This window comes from Flavobacteriales bacterium, assembly GCA_020435415.1.
GTDB lineage: Bacteria > Bacteroidota > Bacteroidia > JACJYZ01 > JACJYZ01 > JACJYZ01.
Map to the genome: position 1 here is coordinate 21,146 of JAGQZQ010000020.1, position 20,482 is coordinate 41,627.

General features: G+C 48.7%; 14 protein-coding genes. 8 read left to right on the plus strand and 6 right to left on the minus strand.

What is annotated here, in order from left to right; genetic code table 11:
• The first annotated feature begins 32 nt into the window (after positions 1–32).
• On the plus strand, positions 33–2,828 hold the full coding sequence (locus KDD36_05295; protein ID MCB0396043.1) for a sodium-translocating pyrophosphatase: 2,796 nt from the start codon (positions 33–35) through the stop codon (positions 2,826–2,828).
• Positions 2,829–3,448: 620 nt separating this feature from the next.
• Here the strand turns inward: KDD36_05295 and KDD36_05300 are convergent.
• From KDD36_05300 to sppA, 5 genes are all read right to left on the minus strand, one after another.
• Positions 3,449–4,069, minus strand: coding sequence for a deoxynucleoside kinase (locus tag KDD36_05300; protein ID MCB0396044.1), 621 nt, complete (start codon positions 4,067–4,069; stop codon positions 3,449–3,451).
• 82 nt (positions 4,070–4,151) lie between these two features.
• Complete coding sequence (locus KDD36_05305) at positions 4,152–4,961, minus strand: hypothetical protein (GenBank protein MCB0396045.1); 810 nt, start codon at positions 4,959–4,961, stop codon at positions 4,152–4,154.
• Positions 4,962–4,966: 5 nt separating this feature from the next.
• The gene (locus tag KDD36_05310; GenBank protein ID MCB0396046.1) at positions 4,967–6,499 is read right to left on the minus strand and encodes a GH3 auxin-responsive promoter family protein; all 1,533 of its coding nucleotides are present in this window, start codon (positions 6,497–6,499) and stop codon (positions 4,967–4,969) included.
• Positions 6,500–6,568: 69 nt separating this feature from the next.
• Positions 6,569–8,203, minus strand: a complete 1,635-nt coding sequence (locus KDD36_05315) for a hypothetical protein (GenBank protein MCB0396047.1) — start codon at positions 8,201–8,203, stop codon at positions 6,569–6,571.
• Positions 8,204–8,207: 4 nt separating this feature from the next.
• The gene (gene sppA, locus KDD36_05320) at positions 8,208–9,971 is read right to left on the minus strand and encodes a signal peptide peptidase SppA (protein ID MCB0396048.1); all 1,764 of its coding nucleotides are present in this window, start codon (positions 9,969–9,971) and stop codon (positions 8,208–8,210) included.
• 167 nt (positions 9,972–10,138) lie between these two features.
• Here sppA and KDD36_05325 point away from each other — a divergent pair, with 167 nt between their 5' ends.
• On the plus strand, positions 10,139–11,215 hold the full coding sequence (locus tag KDD36_05325) for an LptF/LptG family permease (protein MCB0396049.1): 1,077 nt from the start codon (positions 10,139–10,141) through the stop codon (positions 11,213–11,215).
• A 265-nt stretch (positions 11,216–11,480) separates the two neighbouring features.
• Positions 11,481–12,317 (plus strand): OmpA family protein, encoded by an 837-nt coding sequence (locus tag KDD36_05330; protein MCB0396050.1) that lies wholly within the window; start codon positions 11,481–11,483, stop codon positions 12,315–12,317.
• Here KDD36_05330 and purL read toward each other — a convergent pair whose 3' ends face one another.
• Positions 12,318–14,573: a phosphoribosylformylglycinamidine synthase subunit PurL gene (gene purL / locus KDD36_05335; protein MCB0396051.1), complete on the minus strand. Its 2,256-nt coding sequence runs from the start codon at positions 14,571–14,573 to the stop codon at positions 12,318–12,320.
• 277 nt (positions 14,574–14,850) lie between these two features.
• Here purL and KDD36_05340 point away from each other — a divergent pair, with 277 nt between their 5' ends.
• The 5 genes from KDD36_05340 to KDD36_05360 all read left to right on the plus strand — a co-directional run.
• Positions 14,851–16,443, plus strand: a complete 1,593-nt coding sequence (locus KDD36_05340) for a hypothetical protein (GenBank protein MCB0396052.1) — start codon at positions 14,851–14,853, stop codon at positions 16,441–16,443.
• A 43-nt stretch (positions 16,444–16,486) separates the two neighbouring features.
• Positions 16,487–17,791, plus strand: a complete 1,305-nt coding sequence (locus tag KDD36_05345; protein ID MCB0396053.1) for a hypothetical protein — start codon at positions 16,487–16,489, stop codon at positions 17,789–17,791.
• A 13-nt stretch (positions 17,792–17,804) separates the two neighbouring features.
• Positions 17,805–18,563 (plus strand): SDR family NAD(P)-dependent oxidoreductase, encoded by a 759-nt coding sequence (locus KDD36_05350; protein MCB0396054.1) that lies wholly within the window; start codon positions 17,805–17,807, stop codon positions 18,561–18,563.
• A 7-nt stretch (positions 18,564–18,570) separates the two neighbouring features.
• Positions 18,571–20,157 (plus strand): amidohydrolase, encoded by a 1,587-nt coding sequence (locus KDD36_05355; GenBank protein ID MCB0396055.1) that lies wholly within the window; start codon positions 18,571–18,573, stop codon positions 20,155–20,157.
• A gap of 40 nt (positions 20,158–20,197) precedes the next feature.
• Positions 20,198–20,482: amidohydrolase (locus KDD36_05360; protein ID MCB0396056.1), on the plus strand; the 285-nt coding region annotated here is incomplete at its 3' end.

The window sequence follows — 20,482 nt, forward strand, 5'->3', positions numbered from 1 at the left end:
TAGTCAGTAGTCGTAAAATCAGAAATTAAATTATGGACAAGTTGTCGCTCATTTTGCCCCTATTCGGTATAGTAGCACTCTTATTTGTTATTTGGAAAAGCGCCTGGGTATCCAAGCAGGAAGTCGGCGGAGAAAGAATGGCTCGAATAGCCGCCAACATTGCCAAAGGTGCAATGGCATTTTTGAAAGCGGAGTACAAGATACTCAGCATTTTTGTGATAGGTGTTGCCATATTGCTGGCCTTTAAAGGCATGAGCGAAGGTGAGTCTTCCAACCCTTTGGTGGCATTGTCGTTTGTGGTGGGTGCACTTTGTTCCGCCCTGGCAGGTTACCTGGGTATGCGTGTGGCAACCAAAGCCAATGTACGTACCACCAATGCAGCACGTACCTCCCTGGGTAAGGCCCTGGAAGTGGCTTTTGCAGGTGGTTCCGTTATGGGCATGGGCGTTGTTGGTCTGGGTGTGCTTGGTTTGAGCGGCCTCTTCTTATTGTATACAGAGCTTTGGGGTGTTTCTTTCGACTCGATTGGTAAAGTATTGAATGTATTGGCAGGATTTTCACTTGGGGCATCTTCCATTGCCCTGTTTGCACGTGTTGGCGGCGGTATTTATACCAAGGCTGCCGATGTTGGTGCGGACCTCGTCGGAAAGGTTGAAGCCGGTATCCCTGAGGACCATCCGTTGAACCCTGCTACCATTGCCGACAACGTTGGTGACAACGTAGGTGATGTGGCCGGTATGGGTGCTGATCTTTTTGAATCCTATGTCGGTTCCATTATCGGTACCATGGTATTGGGTGCCGCCTTTGTGGGTATTCCGGAGTTCGCCGGACAGTTTAATGGTCTCGGAGCTGTGTTGCTGCCAATGGCGCTCGCAGCTGTAGGTATCATCATGTCCATACTCGGAACTTTCTTTGTGAAGGTGAAGGAAGGTGGTAATCCGCATACCGCACTGAACATTGGTGAATTCGGATCTGCTATTGCGATGATCATCGCATCCTATTTTATTATCGACAAATTGTTGCCGGAAACCTGGACTACAGGCGGAACGGTATATACTTCCATGGGTGTGTTTCTGAGTACCATTGCAGGTCTGGTGGCCGGACTGGGTATCGGAAAGATCACTGAATATTATACAGGTACCGGTACACCACCCGTAAAATCCATCGTGCGTCAGTCGGTGACAGGTTCTGCCACCAACATCATCGCCGGATTAGGTGTGGGTATGATGTCTACCGCTATTCCTGTTATTCTTATTGCGGCAGCCATCCTGGTGTCATATCAGTTCGCCGGACTTTATGGTATTGCCATTGCTGCCGTGGGTATGTTGGCCAACACTGGTATTCAGCTTGCCGTTGATGCATACGGACCGATCTCCGATAATGCAGGTGGTATCGCTGAAATGAGTGAACTTCCCAAAGATGTTCGTAAGATCACGGATAAACTGGATGCTGTGGGTAATACCACCGCTGCCATCGGTAAAGGATTTGCCATCGGTTCGGCTGCGCTTACCGCACTGGCCCTGTTTGCTGCCTTCATGCAACAAGCGAACATCACTTCCATTGACATCTCACAACCTACCGTAATGGCAGGTCTTTTCCTCGGAGGAATGTTGCCATTCGTTTTCTCTGCCATGGCGATGAATGCTGTTGGTAGAGCTGCCATGGCCATGATCGAAGAGGTACGTCGCCAGTTCCGTGATATCCCTGCCCTGAAAGCTGCGCTTAATGTAATGAACAGTCCTGCAAATAAGGATAAGGAGGTTTCCGAATGGAGTGAAGTGGATCAAAAAACATTCCACGCAGCGGATGGTGTTGCGGAATATGACAAGTGTGTGGCGATCTCTACCAAAGCATCTATCAAAGAAATGGTGGTGCCCGGATTGCTGGCCATCGCCGCTCCTGTAGCGACCGGTTTCCTGGGTGGTGCTGAAATGCTTGGCGGTCTGTTGGCTGGTGTAACCGTTTCCGGCGTATTGATGGCCATCTTCCAGTCCAACGCAGGTGGTGCCTGGGACAATGCCAAGAAAATGTTTGAAGAAGGTGTGGACATCAATGGTGAGAAACACTACAAAGGTTCCGAAGCGCATAAAGCCGCTGTAGTTGGTGACACCGTTGGAGATCCTTTTAAAGACACTTCCGGCCCGTCATTGAATATCCTTCTGAAGCTGATGTCCGTGGTGGCCCTCGTTATCGCACCGAGTATCGCATTGGATTTGAAGTCTGTTGATACAAATGAGTCCGCAGCACCCATTGAGAATAATATGGAGCAAAGCAGCCAGATGCCGGTCCTTCCGGACGGAAGCTATATGTTCTCCACGGAGCAGGCGTCTGTTCAGTGGACGGGAAACAAACCCACCGGATCACACCACGGAAATGTACCGCTGGCAGAAGGGACACTTATAGTGAAGGACGGCCTGCCGCATGCAGGCACCTTCACACTGGACATGAAGTCCATTACCTGTGAAGACATCACAGACCCCGAAAAAAACAAAGACCTCGTCGATCATCTGAAAGGCGAGGATTTTTTTTATGTGGAAAATTACCCCACGGCAATACTTGAAGTCGTAAGCGCAGCCACCAATGATAATCTGAGATTCGGTGTTAATGCAGCTATGACCATCAAGGGCATTCAGCAAAGTGATGTTGAGCTTCCCATTACAATCCAGCAGAAAGAAGGTGGTACCATCATCGCAGAAACGGAATTCCAATTCGACCGCACCAAGTTCGACATCAAGTATAAGTCGAAATCTTTCTTTCCTGATCTTGCAGATAAATTTATCTATGACGGGGTGAAAGTGAGGATCAGGATGATTGGACAGAAGGTTTAGAGTTTCTGGTTTCTAGTTTGCATTGCCCGCTGAAGCTTTAGCGGAGGTGGGTGGTTTGAGGTTGTTCCGCTGCGTGGTTGGCTTCCGTTTTTCAGAATGACATTTATTGCCAACCGGAACTGGTTAAAGGTTTAAGGTTTAAAGTTGCCCACTATTAGCCTGATGTGAGCGATGTCTGATGTCCACTGTCTGTATTCTATTAGCTATACACCAAACACTTCCGGGGCATTTTCAGGGAGTAGCTGAAAGCTACAGAATAACCCGACGAAGGTTCAACCTTCGCCGAACGCGGGCGGAAAGTTTAAAGTTTCTGGTTTCTAGTTTGTGGTTGTTCCGTTGCGTGGTTGGCTTCCGTTTTTCAGAATGACATTTGTAGCCAACCGGAACTGGTTAAAGGTTTAAGATTTAAAGTTGCCCACCATTAGCCTGATGTGAGCGCTGTCTGATGTCCACTGTCCGTTTTCCATTAGCTATGCACCAAACGCTTCCGAGACATTTTCAGGGAGTAGCTGAAAGTTACAGGATAGCCCGACGAAGGTTCAACCTTCGCCGAACGCGGGCAGGGGATCTCTTGGAGCCTCTGGGGATGTGACTAACTACTATCTACCAGGTACTACCTACTATTTCTCAAACAACCCGTGTACTTCCCCATCGATACGCTGGATGATCTTACCCAGGTCTTCCTTTGATTCGGGGAACTTGTTGTCATCTACATCTACCGTGATCATTTTGCCACGGTCATAGGATGTGATCCAGGCTTCGTACCTTTCGTTGAGGCGTTTCAGGTAGTCCAGGCGGATGGTTTCTTCGTATGGCCGCCCACGCTTCTGGATCTGACTTACCAGGGTGGGTACGGACGCGCGAAGGTAAATCAGCAGGTCGGGTGGACTGATCAGTCCGTCGATGAGCTGGAAAAGTTGTCCGTATGTTTCAAAATCCCGCGTAGTCATCAGACCCATGGCGTGAAGGTTCGGTGCGAAGATGTGTGCATCTTCATAGATCGTGCGGTCCTGGATCACATTCTTCCCTGAGGTATGAATGTCGCGGATGTTACTGAACCTGTTGGTGAGGAAGTAAATCTGCAGATTGAATGACCAGCGCTGCATATCATCGTAGAAATTGTTCAGGTATGGATTTTCATCCGCATCCTCATAATGGGCTTCCCATTTATAGTGTTTGGAGAGGAGAGAGGTGAGTGTGGTTTTTCCGGAACCGATGTTTCCTGCTACGGCAATGTGCATAAGCGTCAATTAATGATGGTCTAAAATACAAATTATCCCTTAGGTCCGTACACCAAATCAGGCCTATTTCAAGGCATCCTGATTATTTTTTAGGTAGCTGAGCACGAAAGGAAAAAATTCCTTTCGGACCAAGTATGTACAACCTGTCACCCGCAATGGTGAAATCGGATATTTCTTCATGGGGAAGCGCATATTTCACTTCCGTGTTTCTGATCATGTCATGGATGTGCCACATGCCATTCACCACATAATGCAGTTCATCCCCTACCACTTTGAACCGATCGGGTGCCAGTATCGGAAGGGTGTGAAGCCACGTTCCATAAATATCAAAAACCAGGATACCGTTGTTGTGATCACCCAGATAAACCTTATTGTTGGCTTGTTGTATCCAATAAGGTTTCGGGGCTTTTTCCATGAGCTGCAGTAAACTTCCGCTTTGTCCCGTGGGTTTCCAATCGTTGTCCAGTCTGACGATGGCTTGTTTCTCCGGATCATAGATCCAATATCCGTTGTTGTGGGAGGTACAGATGAGTTGTGTAAGCGGGTAGCCTGCCTGATCCAGTGCAATGGGTGGTCCCATGGCCGCCAGTTGTCTGTCCAGCAATTGCACCTGCATAAAATCAGGATAGAAAAGCAAAGGTTTGAGTGGGTTGGTCACATCCAGGAATGACGGTGTGCCAGAGTTTTTTTGGCTGAATGTAGCGACCTGATCCGGTGCATTCATCCGAAAACGTTTTACTTCTTCACCGTGCACCACATAAACAGATCCCATGTGATCTGCGAAAATATGTTCGCCCCGGATTTGGGTGACTTGTTGCTCCGCGGTCAGGGAGAGTGTGTCCTGTGACAGGAGTGCCGACAAGGTGAAGACCAGGGTAGAAAAAGACATCATGTAGATCAGATCGCCGGTCGCTGTTGGCCGGGTTCATTTTTACTCAGTATGTCATCTATGAACCGGCGGTCGTTGGAAAGCCGGGGAACCTTGTTTTGACCGCCGAGTTTTCCGCGGCCTTTCATCCAGTTGTAGAATGAGCCGGCCGGCATCGTGTGGACCAATGGTTTTTGCAAGGCAAGATCACCAAACCGTTTGGCTTCGTAATCGGAATTAAGGCTTTTCAGGGCATTGTCCAATACCTCTGTAAAGTAGGCCAGGCTGTCCGGTGCCTGCTTGAATTCGATCAGCCATTCGTGTCCGCCTGCCTGGCCGTTCTCAAAATAAACCGGACCGGCTGTGTATTCCTGAATTTCTGCATTGGTTTTTTCGGATGCGATCGCCAATGCCTGTTCTGCATTGTCAATGATGAGTTCTTCTCCAAACGCGTTGATGAAACTTTTTGTTCTTCCGGTAATGCGGATGCGGTATGGATTGGTTGATGTAAACACCACCGTATCTCCGATCAGGTATCGCCACAGTCCGCCATTGGTGCTGATCACCAGGGCATAGTTTACACCCGTTTCCACTTCATCCAAGCCGATCACCGGAGCGGACGGATCGTTCACCCGGTTTGCGGGTAAAAACTCATAGTAGATGCCATAGTCCAACATGAGCAACAGGTCATCTGAGCCGGTGGTATCCTGAATGCCGAAGTAACCTTCGGAAGCGTTATAGGTTTCCATGTAACACAGCTTACCTGAGATCAGTTTTGAAAATTGATCACGATACGGGGTGAAACTCACACCTCCATGGAAGAAAACTTCCAGATTAGGCCATATGTCACGGATATCTTTTTTTCCGGTCTTCTCCAGGATGTGCTGGATCAGCACAAGTGTCCAGGAAGGCACGCCGGATATGCTTGTTACATTTTCGTGTATGGTGGCAGTGGCCATCTTCTCGATCTTTTGCTCCCATTGATCCATCAGGGCAATGGCCTTATGCGGGATGCGGGAGAACTCCGCCCAGAACGGCAAGTTCTGAATGATGATCGCGGAAAGGTCGCCGTAATATGATTCATTGCTGAACTGGTTGATCTGATGACTACCTCCCAGGGCCAGTGATTTTCCTGTGAACAAACGCGCATCCGGGTGGTTGTTGAAGTAAAGCGACAACATATCCTTGCCACCTTTGAAATGGCACTCTTCCAGCGACTCCGTGGTTACCGGAATAAACTTGGATTTGTCTTGTGTCGTTCCTGATGACTTGGCAAACCATTTGATTTCCGTAGGCCATAGAACTTGTTGCTCGCCATTCATCACTCGCTTGATGTATGGTTTCAGGCTTTCATAATCCTGGACAGGCACGCGCTGGCGGAATTCTTCGGGGGTCTCTATGCTTCGGTAGTTGTACTTTTTACCCCATTCGGTGAAGCTGGCGGTGTATATCAGTTTTTTGAAAAGTTCCTTCTGAACTTCGTTCGGATACTTCATGAAAAGTTCGATCTGGTGGATCCTCTTTTTCATGAGCCAGGATATGAAGGAATTGATCAGCGCCATGTTGTGCGGTGTGGTTCGCTAATATAGAAAAGAAAAAGGGGATAGTCCAGTCTGCCGGAATGAATGCCCTCAATGACGGCCTTTAAAAAAAGCACCTACCTCCTCTGCAGATTGTGTGTTGAAGGTCATGCTTCTGAGTAGTCCACCTTTGCGTCCGGCCAGGCAACCATATCGCACGTCGGTGAGGCCATCCATCTGGTGTGCATCCGGATTCACGGATATTTTAACCCCTGCTTCGATGCACCGTGGAATCCATCGCCAATCGATGTCCAGCCGGTATGGGTGTGCATTCAGTTCAATAACCACACCATGATCGCGGCATGCTTCTATGATCTGTTCGTGGTCCAGCGGGTATCCTTCGCGCGATAGCAACAAGCGACCGGTCATGTGTCCCAGTATGGTGGTGTGTGGATTGCATACGGCATTCAGTACTCGCCGTGTTGCTTTTTCCTTATCCATTTTCAGATTGGAATGCACGCTGGCCACGATAAAGTCAAAGCTTTCCAATACGGCATCTTCATAGTCCAGCGAACCATCGTTCAGGATGTCGGATTCTATGCCTTTGAAAATAACAAACGGTGAGAGTTTTTCATTCAACCGTTCGATCTCTTCGTGTTGCTTTTTAATGCGGTCGGCCTTGAGGCCATTGGCATAAAATGCAGACTGTGAATGGTCGCATATGCCCAGGTATTCATAGCCCAGTTCTTTGCACCTGGTGGCCATTTCCTCCAGGGTATGAAGACCGTCGCTGTAAGTGGAATGTACGTGCAGGATGCCCTTCAGGTCTTTAACTTTAAGCAGGTCATCCGGTGCTGGAGGGAACTGTGGATCCAGGTCTCTCAGTTCCGGCACCACGTATGGACTTCCGGCAATCGTATAAATGTCTTCCTCCGATGGAACGTTTTTGTCGGGGGTGAACTTAGCGGTGTGTTCATCCGGACCGGTGGAGATAAATAATTCATGCACCCAATCTTCGGATGAAGCAAGATGCAGTTGAACGGGAACACCACCCGGTCCGGTAAATGAAAACGGACTTTCCGTAGAAATGTCAGGAAATAATGTGAGAAGGCGACTGCGCAATGTACCTTCATCATCTGTTGAAACCAGAAGGTCAACTGCTGTGACCACTTCACACCTTCGTCTCAGCGGTCCGGTCATATCTATCTTCTGGGTGAGTCCGGTTTGCTCCAGCTGTTCTTTTACCAATTCAAATACGGCCTCGGCGGTGGCATAGTGGAACTTGTTCCTGTTCTGTTGCATGAACTCGATGGAGCGGATCACCTGGTCCTGTGTCTTTGCTCCGAAGCCCTTCAGGCTTGTAAGTCTGTTTTCATAACATGCATACAGTAATTCTCCAACACTTTCTATGTTGAGATCATGCCAGATTGTACGCACTTTTTTTGGTCCCAGACCCTTGATCTGCATGATATCCAGTATTCCTTCCGGAGTTTTTTCGAGCAACTTTGTCAGGGCGGGAATCTCTTCACCTTTCAGCACCACGGCGATCTTTTCCGCAATGGCCGGTCCGATACCATCAATGGATGAAATACGTTCCGGCGTCAGCGCATCGAGTGGTTGTTCCAATCGTTCGATGCGGAAGGCGGCGTTGGCGTATGATTTACCTTTGAATGGATTTTCTCCGTGCAGGTCCGACAGTTTACCCAGCAGGTGAAAATCCGCAGCGATCTCTTTGTTTGAAGGCATAGGTTTACTCGATGTCGATGTTGTAAGGGATCAATGCTTGCACACCTTTGGTGTTTTTCAGAAAATCAATGGTCTTTACATGTTTGCTGAGCGGGCCTAGCTGTTGTTCCAGGGAGTATTGGGTCATACTTCCCGACCAGTCTTCCATCAGTTTTTCCAAAAACTCTTTTTGTTCCGGAAGATCCACGATGCGATATGACTCCAGCTTGGCCATATCCGCAGCGACCTCGACGGCCATGTCCAGGTCTCCGAACATATCCACCAGGCCTATCTTCCTTGCGCTTGAACCACTCCAAACACGACCCTGTCCGATGCTGTCCACCAGTGCTTTTTTAATGCCTCTTCCGTCCGACACTTTTTCAAGGAAATCATCATAAATGAACTCAACCATATCCTGTATGGCTTGTCGTTCACGGTAGTACAACGGTCGGGAAATATTGCCGAAATCCGCATACGGATTGGTGTTCACCGTGTCAAAGTCGATACCGAGTTTCTCCTCCATCAACTGGCGAAGGTTGGGCAGGATGCCGAATACACCGATGGAACCTGTGATGGTAAACGGACTGGCAACGATCGTATCGGCGGCACATGCGATATAGTACCCTCCTGAAGCGGCCACGTCTCCCATGGAAACCACAAGGGGTTTCTCAATGCGTGCCAGCACGAGTTCACGCCATATGACATCTGATGCCAGGGCGCTTCCTCCTGGTGAGTTGATGCGCAGCACAATTGCTTTGACCGATGGGTCTTTGCGCGCGCTTCGAATGGTTGAAGCCATCTTGGCTGATCCCATGGTCTCAGCGTCGTAAGCCTTCCCTCCCTGAATGGTGCCCATGGCATAGATCACCGCGATCTTATCTTTCGGGCGTGGTGTTTGTATATGTCCCGGCGCTTTCAGGAAACGATCGAGGGAAACGAGATATAGTGTGCCGTCTTCATCCAGTCCGCAGTTTTCCTTGAGTACATCCATCACCTGATCTTCATACAGCAGATCATCCACAAGGTGGTGTTTGAGTGCATCGTCAGGGCGACGGATCAATATGGAGTCTGCAATATTATTAAGCGTACCGGCGGGGATGTCGCGGCTCATAGAAATATCACCGGTGAGCTGTTCCCAGATGGAGTGTACGAGCACATAATTCTGCTCCCGGTTGGCGGGGCTCATGCTGTCCAGCATGAACGGTTCAACAGCACTTTTGAACTGTCCATGGCGGATCACCTGAATATCCACGCCCAACTTTTCAAGCGCTCTTTTGTAGAATTGCACCTGCGCACTCAGCCCTTTGAACTCGATGACACCGGCGGGATTCAGAAACAGGTCATTGGCCACTGAAGCCAGGTAATAAGATTTCTGCGTATAGATCTCACTATAACCTACAATGAATTTGCCGGTGGCCTTGAAATTGATCAGGGCATTCCGGAGTTCTTCCACAGATGCCATCCCGGCTTGCAGCAATGAAACATCCAGGTAAATTCCTTTGATCTTCTCATCTTCTCCGGCATACTTGATAGCGCGAATGATATCATGTAAACCATATATCTCTCCCTGGGGAAGTCCGTTTATTCCGATCCTGTCGAAGGGATTATTTGAACCCCGGTCATGGATGGGATATGGAAGGGTGAGGTGCAGGACTGACGGATCTTCCAGGTGTACCGCTTCTTTCTGACCTAAGGTGGCAACAATGCCAATAAACACGAGGAACATCAAGCCTATGACAATAGAGATTCCCACTACGGACGCCAATGTGAATTTCAGAAATTGCTTCATCCTCTTTATTTGGTTTGACTGTTCATGGCACAATATTAGTGATTAAGCGTCGAAAACCCATTCCCTTATGGCTGTTCTGTTCTTCAGAATTGCATTGTAAATAAGGTCAGAAATGCTTGGTTATGAAGAAAGATTTCACGCCTCATCCACATTTGTATCTTTGATCCGTGAAGATCATTGACAGATATATTATCGGTAAGTTTCTGGGGACGTTCATTTTCTCGATCACCCTGATCATTCTTATTGCCGTTGTTTTTGATATCACTGAAAAGGTGGATGACTTTATTGAAAAGCAAGCCCCGATCGATGAGATCATACTGGATTACTACCTCAACTTCATCCCTTATTTTGCCAATCTGTTCAGTCCGCTTTTCACATTCATTGCCGTCATCTATTTCACATCACGCATGGCCAGTAACACGGAGATCGTGGCCATTTTGAGTAGCGGGGTAGGTTTTGGTCGCCTTCTTTATCCGTACATGCTGGCCAGTCTGGTCATCGCATCCACGTCTTTTGTATTGAATAACTGGGTGATCCCACCGTCCAATGCCAAGCGCCTGGCGTTTGAAGACCGGTACATCCTGAACCCTTACCGATTTAATTACCGCAACATTCACCGGCAGATTGAGCCAGGACATTTCGTGTTTTTTGAGAGTTACAATAACCAGGTAGATGTGGGCTATAAGTTCTCCCTGGAGGTGATTGAGGATGGTCGGCTGGAATATAAACTCCTGGCTGATTTTGCCCGGTGGGATTCGATCGGGAAATTCTGGAGCCTTGAGAATTACCGGTTACGGCAGTTCACTGAAAACGGGGAGGTGCTCTCACGTGGACACAAGATGGATACGGTATTGAATTTGTATCCGGTTGATTTCAAGAGGCGCGAGAACAACGTGGAGACCATGGACTATGAGGCGCTTGATCTCTATATCAAGGAAGAAAAGATGCGGGGTTCAACGCTCATAGAGTATTCCCTTGTGGAGAAATACAAGCGTGAGGTATTTCCCTTCGCCACCTTTATTCTCACGGTGATCGCCGTGGCCATTGCAAGCCGGAAAACCCGGGGAGGCCTGGGTCTGCATATCCTGCTCGGATTGGTGATCAGCTTCGCTTATATCTTATTCATGCAGGTCTTCACAACCTTTGCCATTCAGGGCGGTATGCCTCCCTTTATTGCTGTATGGATTCCTAACCTTCTTTTCGGGATTTTCGCCATGTTCCTGTTGAGGATAGCGCCGAAGTAGTTAGTAGTTAGTAGGCAGTAGGCAGTAGGCAGGACTGCTGGAGCCGCTGTTACTTTGGGGAGTGGGGATCGTTATGTTGACGGATGTTTAACCCAGATTATGCATTAGGAAGCGCTTTTCGCGCTGAACTATATGTATTAGCTGGGGTTATCCCGCACTAGAAAATCAAGAACCTATTCCAAAGCAAACAATCGGTATCTTATGATTTTCTTATGCGTCATGCAATAGTTTTTTTTATTGAATGATTTGGATTAAATCGGAATGTATGATGAAATGGATGATGGTGTGGATGCTGCTATGCTCTGTTGGTATGATGTTCGGCCAATCCCCAGATCTTACGCTATACTTTGAATCGGGAGATGCAAATCCTGGAGCGGAAGCCAGGCATCGTGTGGAGGTGGCATGGGGGAAGGCCGATCCAGCGGATATTGTTACTGTGAAGATCGTCGGATATTGTGATAGCATAGGCAGTATGAATTCAAACATGGAGTTGTCCATAAGAAGGGCAACATCTATTAGCCAGGTATTGAAGGACCTTGGTGTCACTGTTCCAATCATGACCGATGGAAAAGGGGAGCTTATGCCTGTTGCCGATAATGGAACGGATCAGGGGAAAGCGCAGAACCGAAGGGCAGAAGTCATCTTTATCCGGCGACCACCGGTTGTGGTGACAACGCCGCCTGATACGGTGAAAGAGGTTCTGGAAGAAGTGCCCGAGCCCGAAACGACCGGACCCCTGGTGTTTTCCGAAGATGCAGAGGTAAAGGCAGGCCAACGCCTGAAACTGAAGAATGTGAATTTTGTCGGTGGACAGGCCATTCCGCTGCCCGAGTCCGAACCTACCCTCAAAGAATTGGTGCGGTTCATGAAGAAACACCCCACCGTGAAGATACTTATCGAAGGACACGTATGCTGCGCCAACGATTATAACTTGTCTGTTGCGCGCGCAAAGATGGTCTTTAAATATCTTTCAAAACACGGTATAAATGAAGATCGGATGTACTGCAAGGGCTATGGGAATACACGGCCTTTGGTCAGGGGATTCACAGAAGCGGCCAACATCATGAACCGCCGTGTGGAAGTGGTGGTGATGGAAGAGTGACTAATTACCTGCAGCGCCTTTCAACAGGTTGCCCAGGGCATTGTCATACTTCTCACGAATGGCATCAACCGAACCGTATGATTCACCGTCGATCAACAGAGCTTTGCCTGTTACTACACCCAGTTTCCTGAAGTTTAGTCCGGCTTCTTTCCAGTGATCCGTTGCTTTTTGCTCCTGACCTGGGTCTATGCTAACCACTGCCCGGCTTTGTGCTTCACCGAAGAGGCAGGCATCCTTACGAATGGCGTCGTTGGTGCTGATCTCCGCTCCAAGGCCGTTTACCATGGCGCATTCTGCCAGCGTAACATACAGTCCACCATCCGAGCAATCGTGGGCAGACCTGATGTGCCCTTTCCGAATACTGCTGATCAGGGTTTGCTGAAGCAGGTATTCTTCATCCAGGTTGAAATAGGGGGTGGGAGATAGCTTTACTTTATGCCAGGAGTACAAATATTCCGATGAGTTGATGTCGTTCTTTTCATGACCAAGCAGGTAAATGACATCCCCCTCATTCTGGAATCCCATAGGGGTTTGATGTGCTTTGCTTTTCACAATGCCCAGCATGCCAATGGTGGGTGTGGGGAACACGGGCTCCACCTTTCCCTGGATGTTGGACTGATTATAGAAGCTGACATTCCCGCCGGTCACCGGTGTCTGGAATTTCAAACAGGCTTTGCCCATGCCCTTGATCGCATGGACAAATTGCCAGTATACTTCCGGAACATATGGATTGCCAAAGTTCAGGCAGTTGGTGATGGCACTGGGTTCTCCTCCGGAGCATACGATGTTTCTGGCGGCCTCTGCCACCGCAATGGCACATCCTTCTTCGGGATCGGCGTGTACATAACGACTGTTGCAGTCCACCGTCAGGGCCAGGGCTTTATCTTTTCCTTTGATGTTTACGATAGCCGCATCTGATGGATGGTTGGTGCTCATGTTCACGGTACCCACCATGCTGTCGTATTGCTTATACACCCACTTCCTGGAAGCGATATTCGGATGGGAGATGAGGGAATCCGCAACAGATTTAAGATCTGAAGGTGTTTCTATCTGTGAGATATTGAATTTCTTTGTTTCGCTGTAGTAAGCCGGCTCTTTGTATTCACGTTCATAGACGGGTGCGCCGCCGCCGAGTACCAGGTCATGAGCAGGCACGTCCGCCACCAGTTCGCCTTCCATATAATATTGCAGACGACCACCCTCGGTGACTTCTCCGATCTGTGTACAGTTCAGATCCCATTTATCGAACACAGCCTGTACATCAGCTTCACGGCCCTTCTTTACAACGATCAGCATACGTTCCTGGGATTCGGAAAGCAGAATCTCAAACGGCTTCATGTGGTCTTGTCGCGTAGGTACTTTGTCGAGATAGATGACCATGCCGTGCTCTCCTTTGGCAGACATTTCTGAAGTAGAGCATGTGATGCCGGCGGCACCCATGTCCTGCATACCTACAACAGCACCGGTTTGGATCACTTCCATACTGGCCTCCAGCAGTAACTTTTCCTGGAAGGGGTCACCTACCTGTACAGCGGGAATTTTCTCAGTGGATGCTTCGGTAATATCCTCGGAAGCGAATGTGGCACCATGGATACCATCCTTTCCTGTGGCGGAACCTACAATGAAAACCGGGTTGCCCACGCCCTCCGATGTTGCCGAAACCGTTTCATTGACATTGACGATTCCTGCAGACATGGCATTAACCAGCGGGTTGGTATTGTAACATTCATCAAAATAAACCTCTCCGCCAACGGTAGGGATACCGAAAGAGTTGCCGTAGTCACCGATGCCTTTCACCACACCTTTCACCAACCATTTTGTGCGGTCCAGTTCGGGGTTACCGAAGCGCAATGAGTTCAGTTGTGCAATGGGGCGTGCACCCATCGTAAAGATATCCCGGTTGATGCCACCCACGCCGGTTGCCGCTCCCTGGTATGGTTCGATGGCGGAAGGGTGGTTATGGGATTCGATCTTGAAGGCACATGCTTGTCCGTCTCCGATATCAACAAGTCCCGCATTTTCCTCACCGGCTTCCGCAAGCATATGCGGTCCTTTTTTCGGCAGGGTCTTCAACCAGGTGATGGAATTCTTATACGAACAGTGTTCTGACCACATCACGGAAAATATGCTCAATTCGGTAAAATTCGGACTGCGGCCCAGGATTTCACAGATGCGATCATATTCTTCGGGCAGGAGGCCAAGTTTTTTGGCAATCTCCAGGTTTGCTTCCGTCTGCTGTTCGGTGGTGTGTTCCATATCTGTTTGAATGAAGCGCAAAGATAGAGAAAGTTTGAGGTTTGGGGTTTAAAGTTTGAGGTTTAAAGTTTGAGGCTGTATGTCGTTAGCTTCGGGGCAACCGATGACTTATCCGGGAGTTGATTAATGTCTATTGTCTTCCGTCCAACATCTACCCTCTGCCTCCCGGTGTACGGACCAGCGTGTGAGCCATGCGAATCAACTTAATCTGTATTACAGGATATTTTCTAATTTGCAAAGACCGAAACGCGGAGACACTAATTCGAATGGACCACAAATGAACCGCATCTCTTGCTTCGCCTGCACCCATTGGCCCTTTGTCGTGGGTCTGTTGGCCGGTTTTTATTTTTTGGGACTTCCGGTTACAGGGAGGGACTTTGCCTATTTTCCGGGAGACTTTGGCGATGCACGTTTCAACATGTACCTGGTTGAACATGCGACACTTTTTTTTCGCGGCTGGGTCAAAGATTATTGGGATGCGCCATTTATGTATCCTGAGCCGCACGTTATCGCCTATGCCGACAATCTTTTGGGTGCCTCTCCTTTTTATGGTCTCTTCAGAATGTTGGGGCTGGATCGGCATACATCTTTTCAGTGTTGGTTTCATTTATTATCGGCACTGAATTTTACCGCATGTTACCTCTTCCTGTTCTATTGGACCCGTAATGCAAAGGCAGCGGTGTTGGGTGCATTGGTGTTTGCCTACTCCATTGCGCTACAATCTCAAATGAGCCACATCCAGACTTTCTCCCGGTTCCCCATTCCATTAGCCTTTTGGATGTCTATGCTCTTTATGAGAAGATATCAGCCCGTCTATTTTGCATTGGCACTTGGGTTTGTAGTTTATGAGTTTTATTGTGGCATGTATCTGGGCTTGCTATTGATCATTCCCATGACGATTTTATACCTGTGGATGATTATCAAATACCGACGTGTTCTGCTGGAAAAAGCGCACAGTAAAAATTGGATGAAGCAGATGGTATTGGCTTTGCTCATCAATGTGTTGATGCTGTATCCGCTTCTAAATATTTATGCCAGACAGATGGATTTAGCCAGTTTGCCTTCACATGAAACAATCCTTAGCACGGTTCCAACGATCACATCGCATTTCTTTGCCCATTCAGGCAGTATATGGAAAGTGCTTACCGAATTCGGTGTTGATCGGGAAGAAGCATGGTGGCACCATCAGATATTTGCCGGCGGTATTGCCACTATGTGCATTTTGGTAATGATAATAGTGGTCCTTGTAAGAAAATGGCGCTGCACCTGGCTAACTGACGATGCCAATGATCCGCTATTGCTAATGGTGTTCGGGTCAGGAATTCTGATGATGGTGTTATTTGTTAAAATAAGGTCGGCTTCCCTTTACATGTACCTGTCACGTCTGGATGGATTTGCCTCTATAAGACAGGTGGCAAGGATCATCAATGTTGAGCTTTTGTTTTTTGCCATCGCAACCTCCTTTGTACTGCGGCCTTTGTTTCGCAGATATTCAAAATGGTCCGGGCTGATTTTTATCGGATGCTTGGGACTGCTGGTCTTAGACAACAGTTACCGGTCTGAACAGTCGTACCGCCAATCCAAGATAAAATCTCAGGAAGCCATAGCTTATGTAGAACAAAAACTAAAAGATTTACCGCCCGGAGCGCTGTTCTCATATGAGCCGACTGATACAGGTACAGTTAAGGTTTTTTACCATATTGATGCCATGCTGGCTGCCCAAACATATGGTTTGAAAACAGTTAACGGCTACTCCGGTTATTTCCCATACGGTTATGGCGATTATTGGAAAAATATGAATGAGGAATCCCGCAAATATTGGTTTTACGTTAAGGAATTCGCACCAAATAAGATCTACATTCTGAAGTAGAACCCGCCTTCCTCGTCATCTATTCTTTCTATACCTTTAGCACATGGGCATTGTCCTCACCATAACATGGCTTTTTGCACTGACATGGCTGTTACCACGAATACCATTGTTTCGCGACAGCGGCTTGACACCGCGCATATGGCAGGGGTTGTTTTTGCTGAAGGTATGTGCCGGTATAGCGTTGTGGGCCCTATACACCTGGTACTACACCGACCGATGTACCAGTGACATATTTCGGTATTTCGATGATGCCCTGGTGGTCTTTCAAGCCATACCCGATCATCCCCTTCATTATTTGAAGATCATCACGGGAATCGGAAATGACGGGCCGGTGTTTGACATCTACTACAACACCATGAATAACTGGTACAAGGATTTCAACCACAATTTATATAACGACAACCGCACCATGATCCGGTTGAATGCCCTGATGATGCTGGTGTCACAAGGACATTATCACGTGCACAATGTGCTGATGAATTTTATGACCCTTTCCGGGCTTGCCGCCTTGTTCGCTTCATTTAAATCCTTTTTTGCGGGGAGGGAGAAACTTCTCGCAGGTGTGCTGGTATTGATACCTTCCGTGCTGTTCTGGTCGTCGGGTGTGTTAAAGGAAGGCCTGGTCATGTTTGCCATGGGCTTTCTTTTTTATGGTCTGCATTCTTATCGCGCAGGTAAGCGTCCTGTAGCAAGTGTTCTCACCATACTGGTCATGTTGGGCTTGATGGTGATCACCAAGGTCTATGTGTTGATCGCATTGTTGCCAGGTTTGATTTCTTATGCCATTTGCCTGTGGTTGCCGCGTGTCCGGACCGGATGGGTTTACCTGATGGTGCATGTGGTCATGATCAGTGTGATGGCCAACATGGGGAGATGGTCTGACAACTATAATCTTATTGCCACCATCCATGGCAAGCAAAAGGATTTTATTCAGATGCTGGAATACTGGGATGCGGGAAGTGCCATCTCTGCAGAAGAATTGGAGCCCTCATTTACCGGCCTCCTGAAGGCGGCTCCCGCTGCTTTGTTCACGACCCTTTTTCGTCCTTTTCCATGGAGTGCGGATGGGGCATTGACCCTCCTGGCTGCAATGGAAAATATTCTGTTGTTACTGATCATCCTATATGCCTGCCGGTATGCCACATGGCCTGGTCGCGAGGGTTGGAATATGCTGTTGCTATGCTTGTCTTTCTCTCTGATATTCTTCACGGTTATAGGTTTGACCACGCCGGTGATCGGGGCGTTGGTGCGATATAAAATTCCTGCCCTCCCCTTTTGGGTGATGATATTTTTACTTATCATTGATCAGCGGAAAATAGTGGCAAAGTTCCGCAAATCTGTTTCTTAAATCGATTTTAATTATGACCAGGATCGCTCTGATAACCGGTGCGACGTCAGGCATCGGTATGGGTGCTGCGCATTGCTTTGCAAAAAACGGATACAACCTCATCATCACCGGGCGCAGGGAGGATCGGCTGCGCACGCTCTGCGATGACCTTGAGAAGGCATATGATTTGAAAGTACTCCCCCTCACTTTTGATGTTCGCGATCAAAAGGAGGTGGAAAACGCCATCAGCAGTTTACCGGATATATGGCGCAACATAGATGTGCTTGTGAACAACGCCGGACTTGCAGTAGGACTGAATACCATTCAGGAAGGGGTGGTGGATGACTGGGAGCGGATGATTGATACCAACATCAAAGGATTGCTTTACGTTTCCCGGAACGTACTGCCATTGATGATAGAAAATGGCAAAGGACACGTGATCAATATTGGTTCCATCGCTGGCAAGGAAGTCTACCCCAATGGCAACGTATACTGCGGCACAAAACATGCCGTCGATGCTATCAGTCAGGGCATGCGCATCGATACGGTGAAGCATGGCATTCGCGTGACTGCCATTCATCCCGGAGCTGTGGAGACGGAGTTCTCCGTGGTCCGGTTCAAAGGGGATCAGGCCAAAGCAGATCAGGTTTATAATGGTTTCAAGCCCTTGACAGCAGAAGATGTTGCCGAAAGCATTTATTACGTAACCACGCTGCCTCCGCACGCAAATATCAACGACCTGATCCTCATGCCTACCGCTCAGGCCAACGCTGTAACCATCCATCGTACATAGATCGCCTGTGAACATTCATCCTCATAAAACCCGCGCCGACCCGCTGGTATACCATGCCGTAATCTATACGGTGGATCAGCGCTTTTCTAAGGCCGGGGCCATGGTTGTGAAGGATGGACATGTGGTGTTTACTGGAGTTGAAGACGAGGCACGCCGATTGTTCGAATGCCAGGATGAACTGGATGTCGGAGGCCGGCCGGTCTATCCGGGCTTTATAGATCCACATTGTCATTTTCTTCCCTATGGACTTCAACTTGATCAGGTAGACCTCACCGGCGCCGATGCGATGGAGACCTGTGTTCAACGGTTGCGGGAACAAGCCAATGGCCAGCCGTGGATATTAGGCCACGGCTGGGATCACCAGAAGTGGAGCCATCCGGTGTTGCCGCATAAGCGCATGCTTGATGCGCATTTTCCTAATCGTCCCGTACTGATGATGCGCATCGACAGGCATTGTGCTGTGGTGAATTCCGCCGCACTTCAGCTTGCCGGAATTTCCAGAGACACCGTTATTGAAGGCGGTGTGGTGGATGTTGCCGATGGTGATACCACCGGAATTTTATTGGATGCGGCAATAGACAGGGTGCTGGATGCCAAGCCGGAAAATACACCAGGTGATCATGCAAGTGCGTTGCTGCGGGCACAAGCACAAACCCATGCGGTGGGACTGACCTCCGTGGGTGATGCACTCACCCACCTGGACGAGTTGTTGCTGGTGGATGAGCTTCAACGGGAAGGTAAACTGAAAACGAACTTTTATGCCATGGTCGTACCTGACCGTGAAAGCCGGGAGTATTTCAAAAGAAAAGGACCCTGGACGACAGACCTGCTGACCGCCACATCCTTTAAATATTTTACAGACGGTGCGCTCGGTTCCGGTGGTGCCGCCATGCTGGAAGACTACTGCGATGCCCCCGGACAGCGTGGCCAGCTTATTCATACGACCGATGCACTCCTCAAAGAAGCGCAACTGAACCTTGAAGGTGGCTTTCAAATGAACACCCATGCCATCGGTGATGCGGCCAATCGTCAGGTGTTGGACGTGTACCAACAGATCCTGAAATCAACCAACAAAAGGCGGTGGCGCATCGAACATGCACAAGTATTACATCCGGATGATTTGCCCCGGTTCGCTGCATTGTCGGTGATCCCGTCCGTGCAAACCACCCATGCCACTTCGGATATGGGATGGGTAGAAAATAAACTTGGCACCGGGCGACTGGAATGCGCCTACGCCTACAAACGACTGTTGGATACCTGCGGCCTGATCGCCAATGGAAGCGATTTTCCTGTGGAAGACATCAATCCATTGCTGGGTTTTTATGCCGGTGTTTCAAGAAAAGATGTGAACGGATGGCCGGCGGATGGATTTCTGGCTCACGATGCCATTTCCCGCGAAGAGGCACTGCGGGCCATGACCTGCTGGGCTGCCTACGCCAATTTTAATGATGACCGCCTCGGAAGTCTGGAGGCCGGAAAGTGTGCAGACTTTGTGATTCTGGAAGAGGATATCATGACCGTACCTGAACTCCGGATACCATCGGTAAAGGTTCACACCACCTATGTGCGCGGAGAAAAGGTGTACGGAAAGTAGCCGTATTTGATGTCATATTTAATTTAATCCTGATCAGATAATGAAAAAACTAATGTCGTTTTCTTTGATGCTGCTCGTTCTGGCAGGGTGTAACAATCATTCAGATGCACCGGGTGAGAGAACGATGGCGGATATGGTCATGTTCAATGGGAACATCTATACGGTAGACAAAGAACAACCCGTTGCATCTGCCGTAGCCATATATCAAGGGAAAATACTTTATGTTGGAGCGAATGACACCGCAAAGGCGTTCATAGGAGATAGTACCCGTGTGATCGATCTTCAGGGAAAAACCATGACACCGGGTTTTATCGAAGGTCACGGT

Excerpts from the sequence above, each read along its gene's own strand:
- KDD36_05295 (MCB0396043.1), top strand. The coding sequence starts at position 33 with ATGGACAAGTTGTCGCTCATTTTGCCCCTATTCGGTATAGTAGCACTC.
- KDD36_05300 (MCB0396044.1), bottom strand. The coding sequence starts at position 4,069 with ATGCACATTGCCGTAGCAGGAAACATCGGTTCCGGAAAAACCACACTC.
- KDD36_05305 (MCB0396045.1), bottom strand. The coding sequence starts at position 4,961 with ATGATGTCTTTTTCTACCCTGGTCTTCACCTTGTCGGCACTCCTGTCA.
- KDD36_05310 (MCB0396046.1), bottom strand. The coding sequence starts at position 6,499 with ATGGCGCTGATCAATTCCTTCATATCCTGGCTCATGAAAAAGAGGATC.
- KDD36_05315 (MCB0396047.1), bottom strand. The coding sequence starts at position 8,203 with ATGCCTTCAAACAAAGAGATCGCTGCGGATTTTCACCTGCTGGGTAAA.
- sppA (MCB0396048.1), bottom strand. The coding sequence starts at position 9,971 with ATGAAGCAATTTCTGAAATTCACATTGGCGTCCGTAGTGGGAATCTCT.
- KDD36_05330 (MCB0396050.1), top strand. The coding sequence starts at position 11,481 with ATGATGAAATGGATGATGGTGTGGATGCTGCTATGCTCTGTTGGTATG.
- purL (MCB0396051.1), bottom strand. The coding sequence starts at position 14,573 with ATGGAACACACCACCGAACAGCAGACGGAAGCAAACCTGGAGATTGCC.
- KDD36_05340 (MCB0396052.1), top strand. The coding sequence starts at position 14,851 with ATGAACCGCATCTCTTGCTTCGCCTGCACCCATTGGCCCTTTGTCGTG.
- KDD36_05345 (MCB0396053.1), top strand. The coding sequence starts at position 16,487 with ATGGGCATTGTCCTCACCATAACATGGCTTTTTGCACTGACATGGCTG.
- KDD36_05350 (MCB0396054.1), top strand. The coding sequence starts at position 17,805 with ATGACCAGGATCGCTCTGATAACCGGTGCGACGTCAGGCATCGGTATG.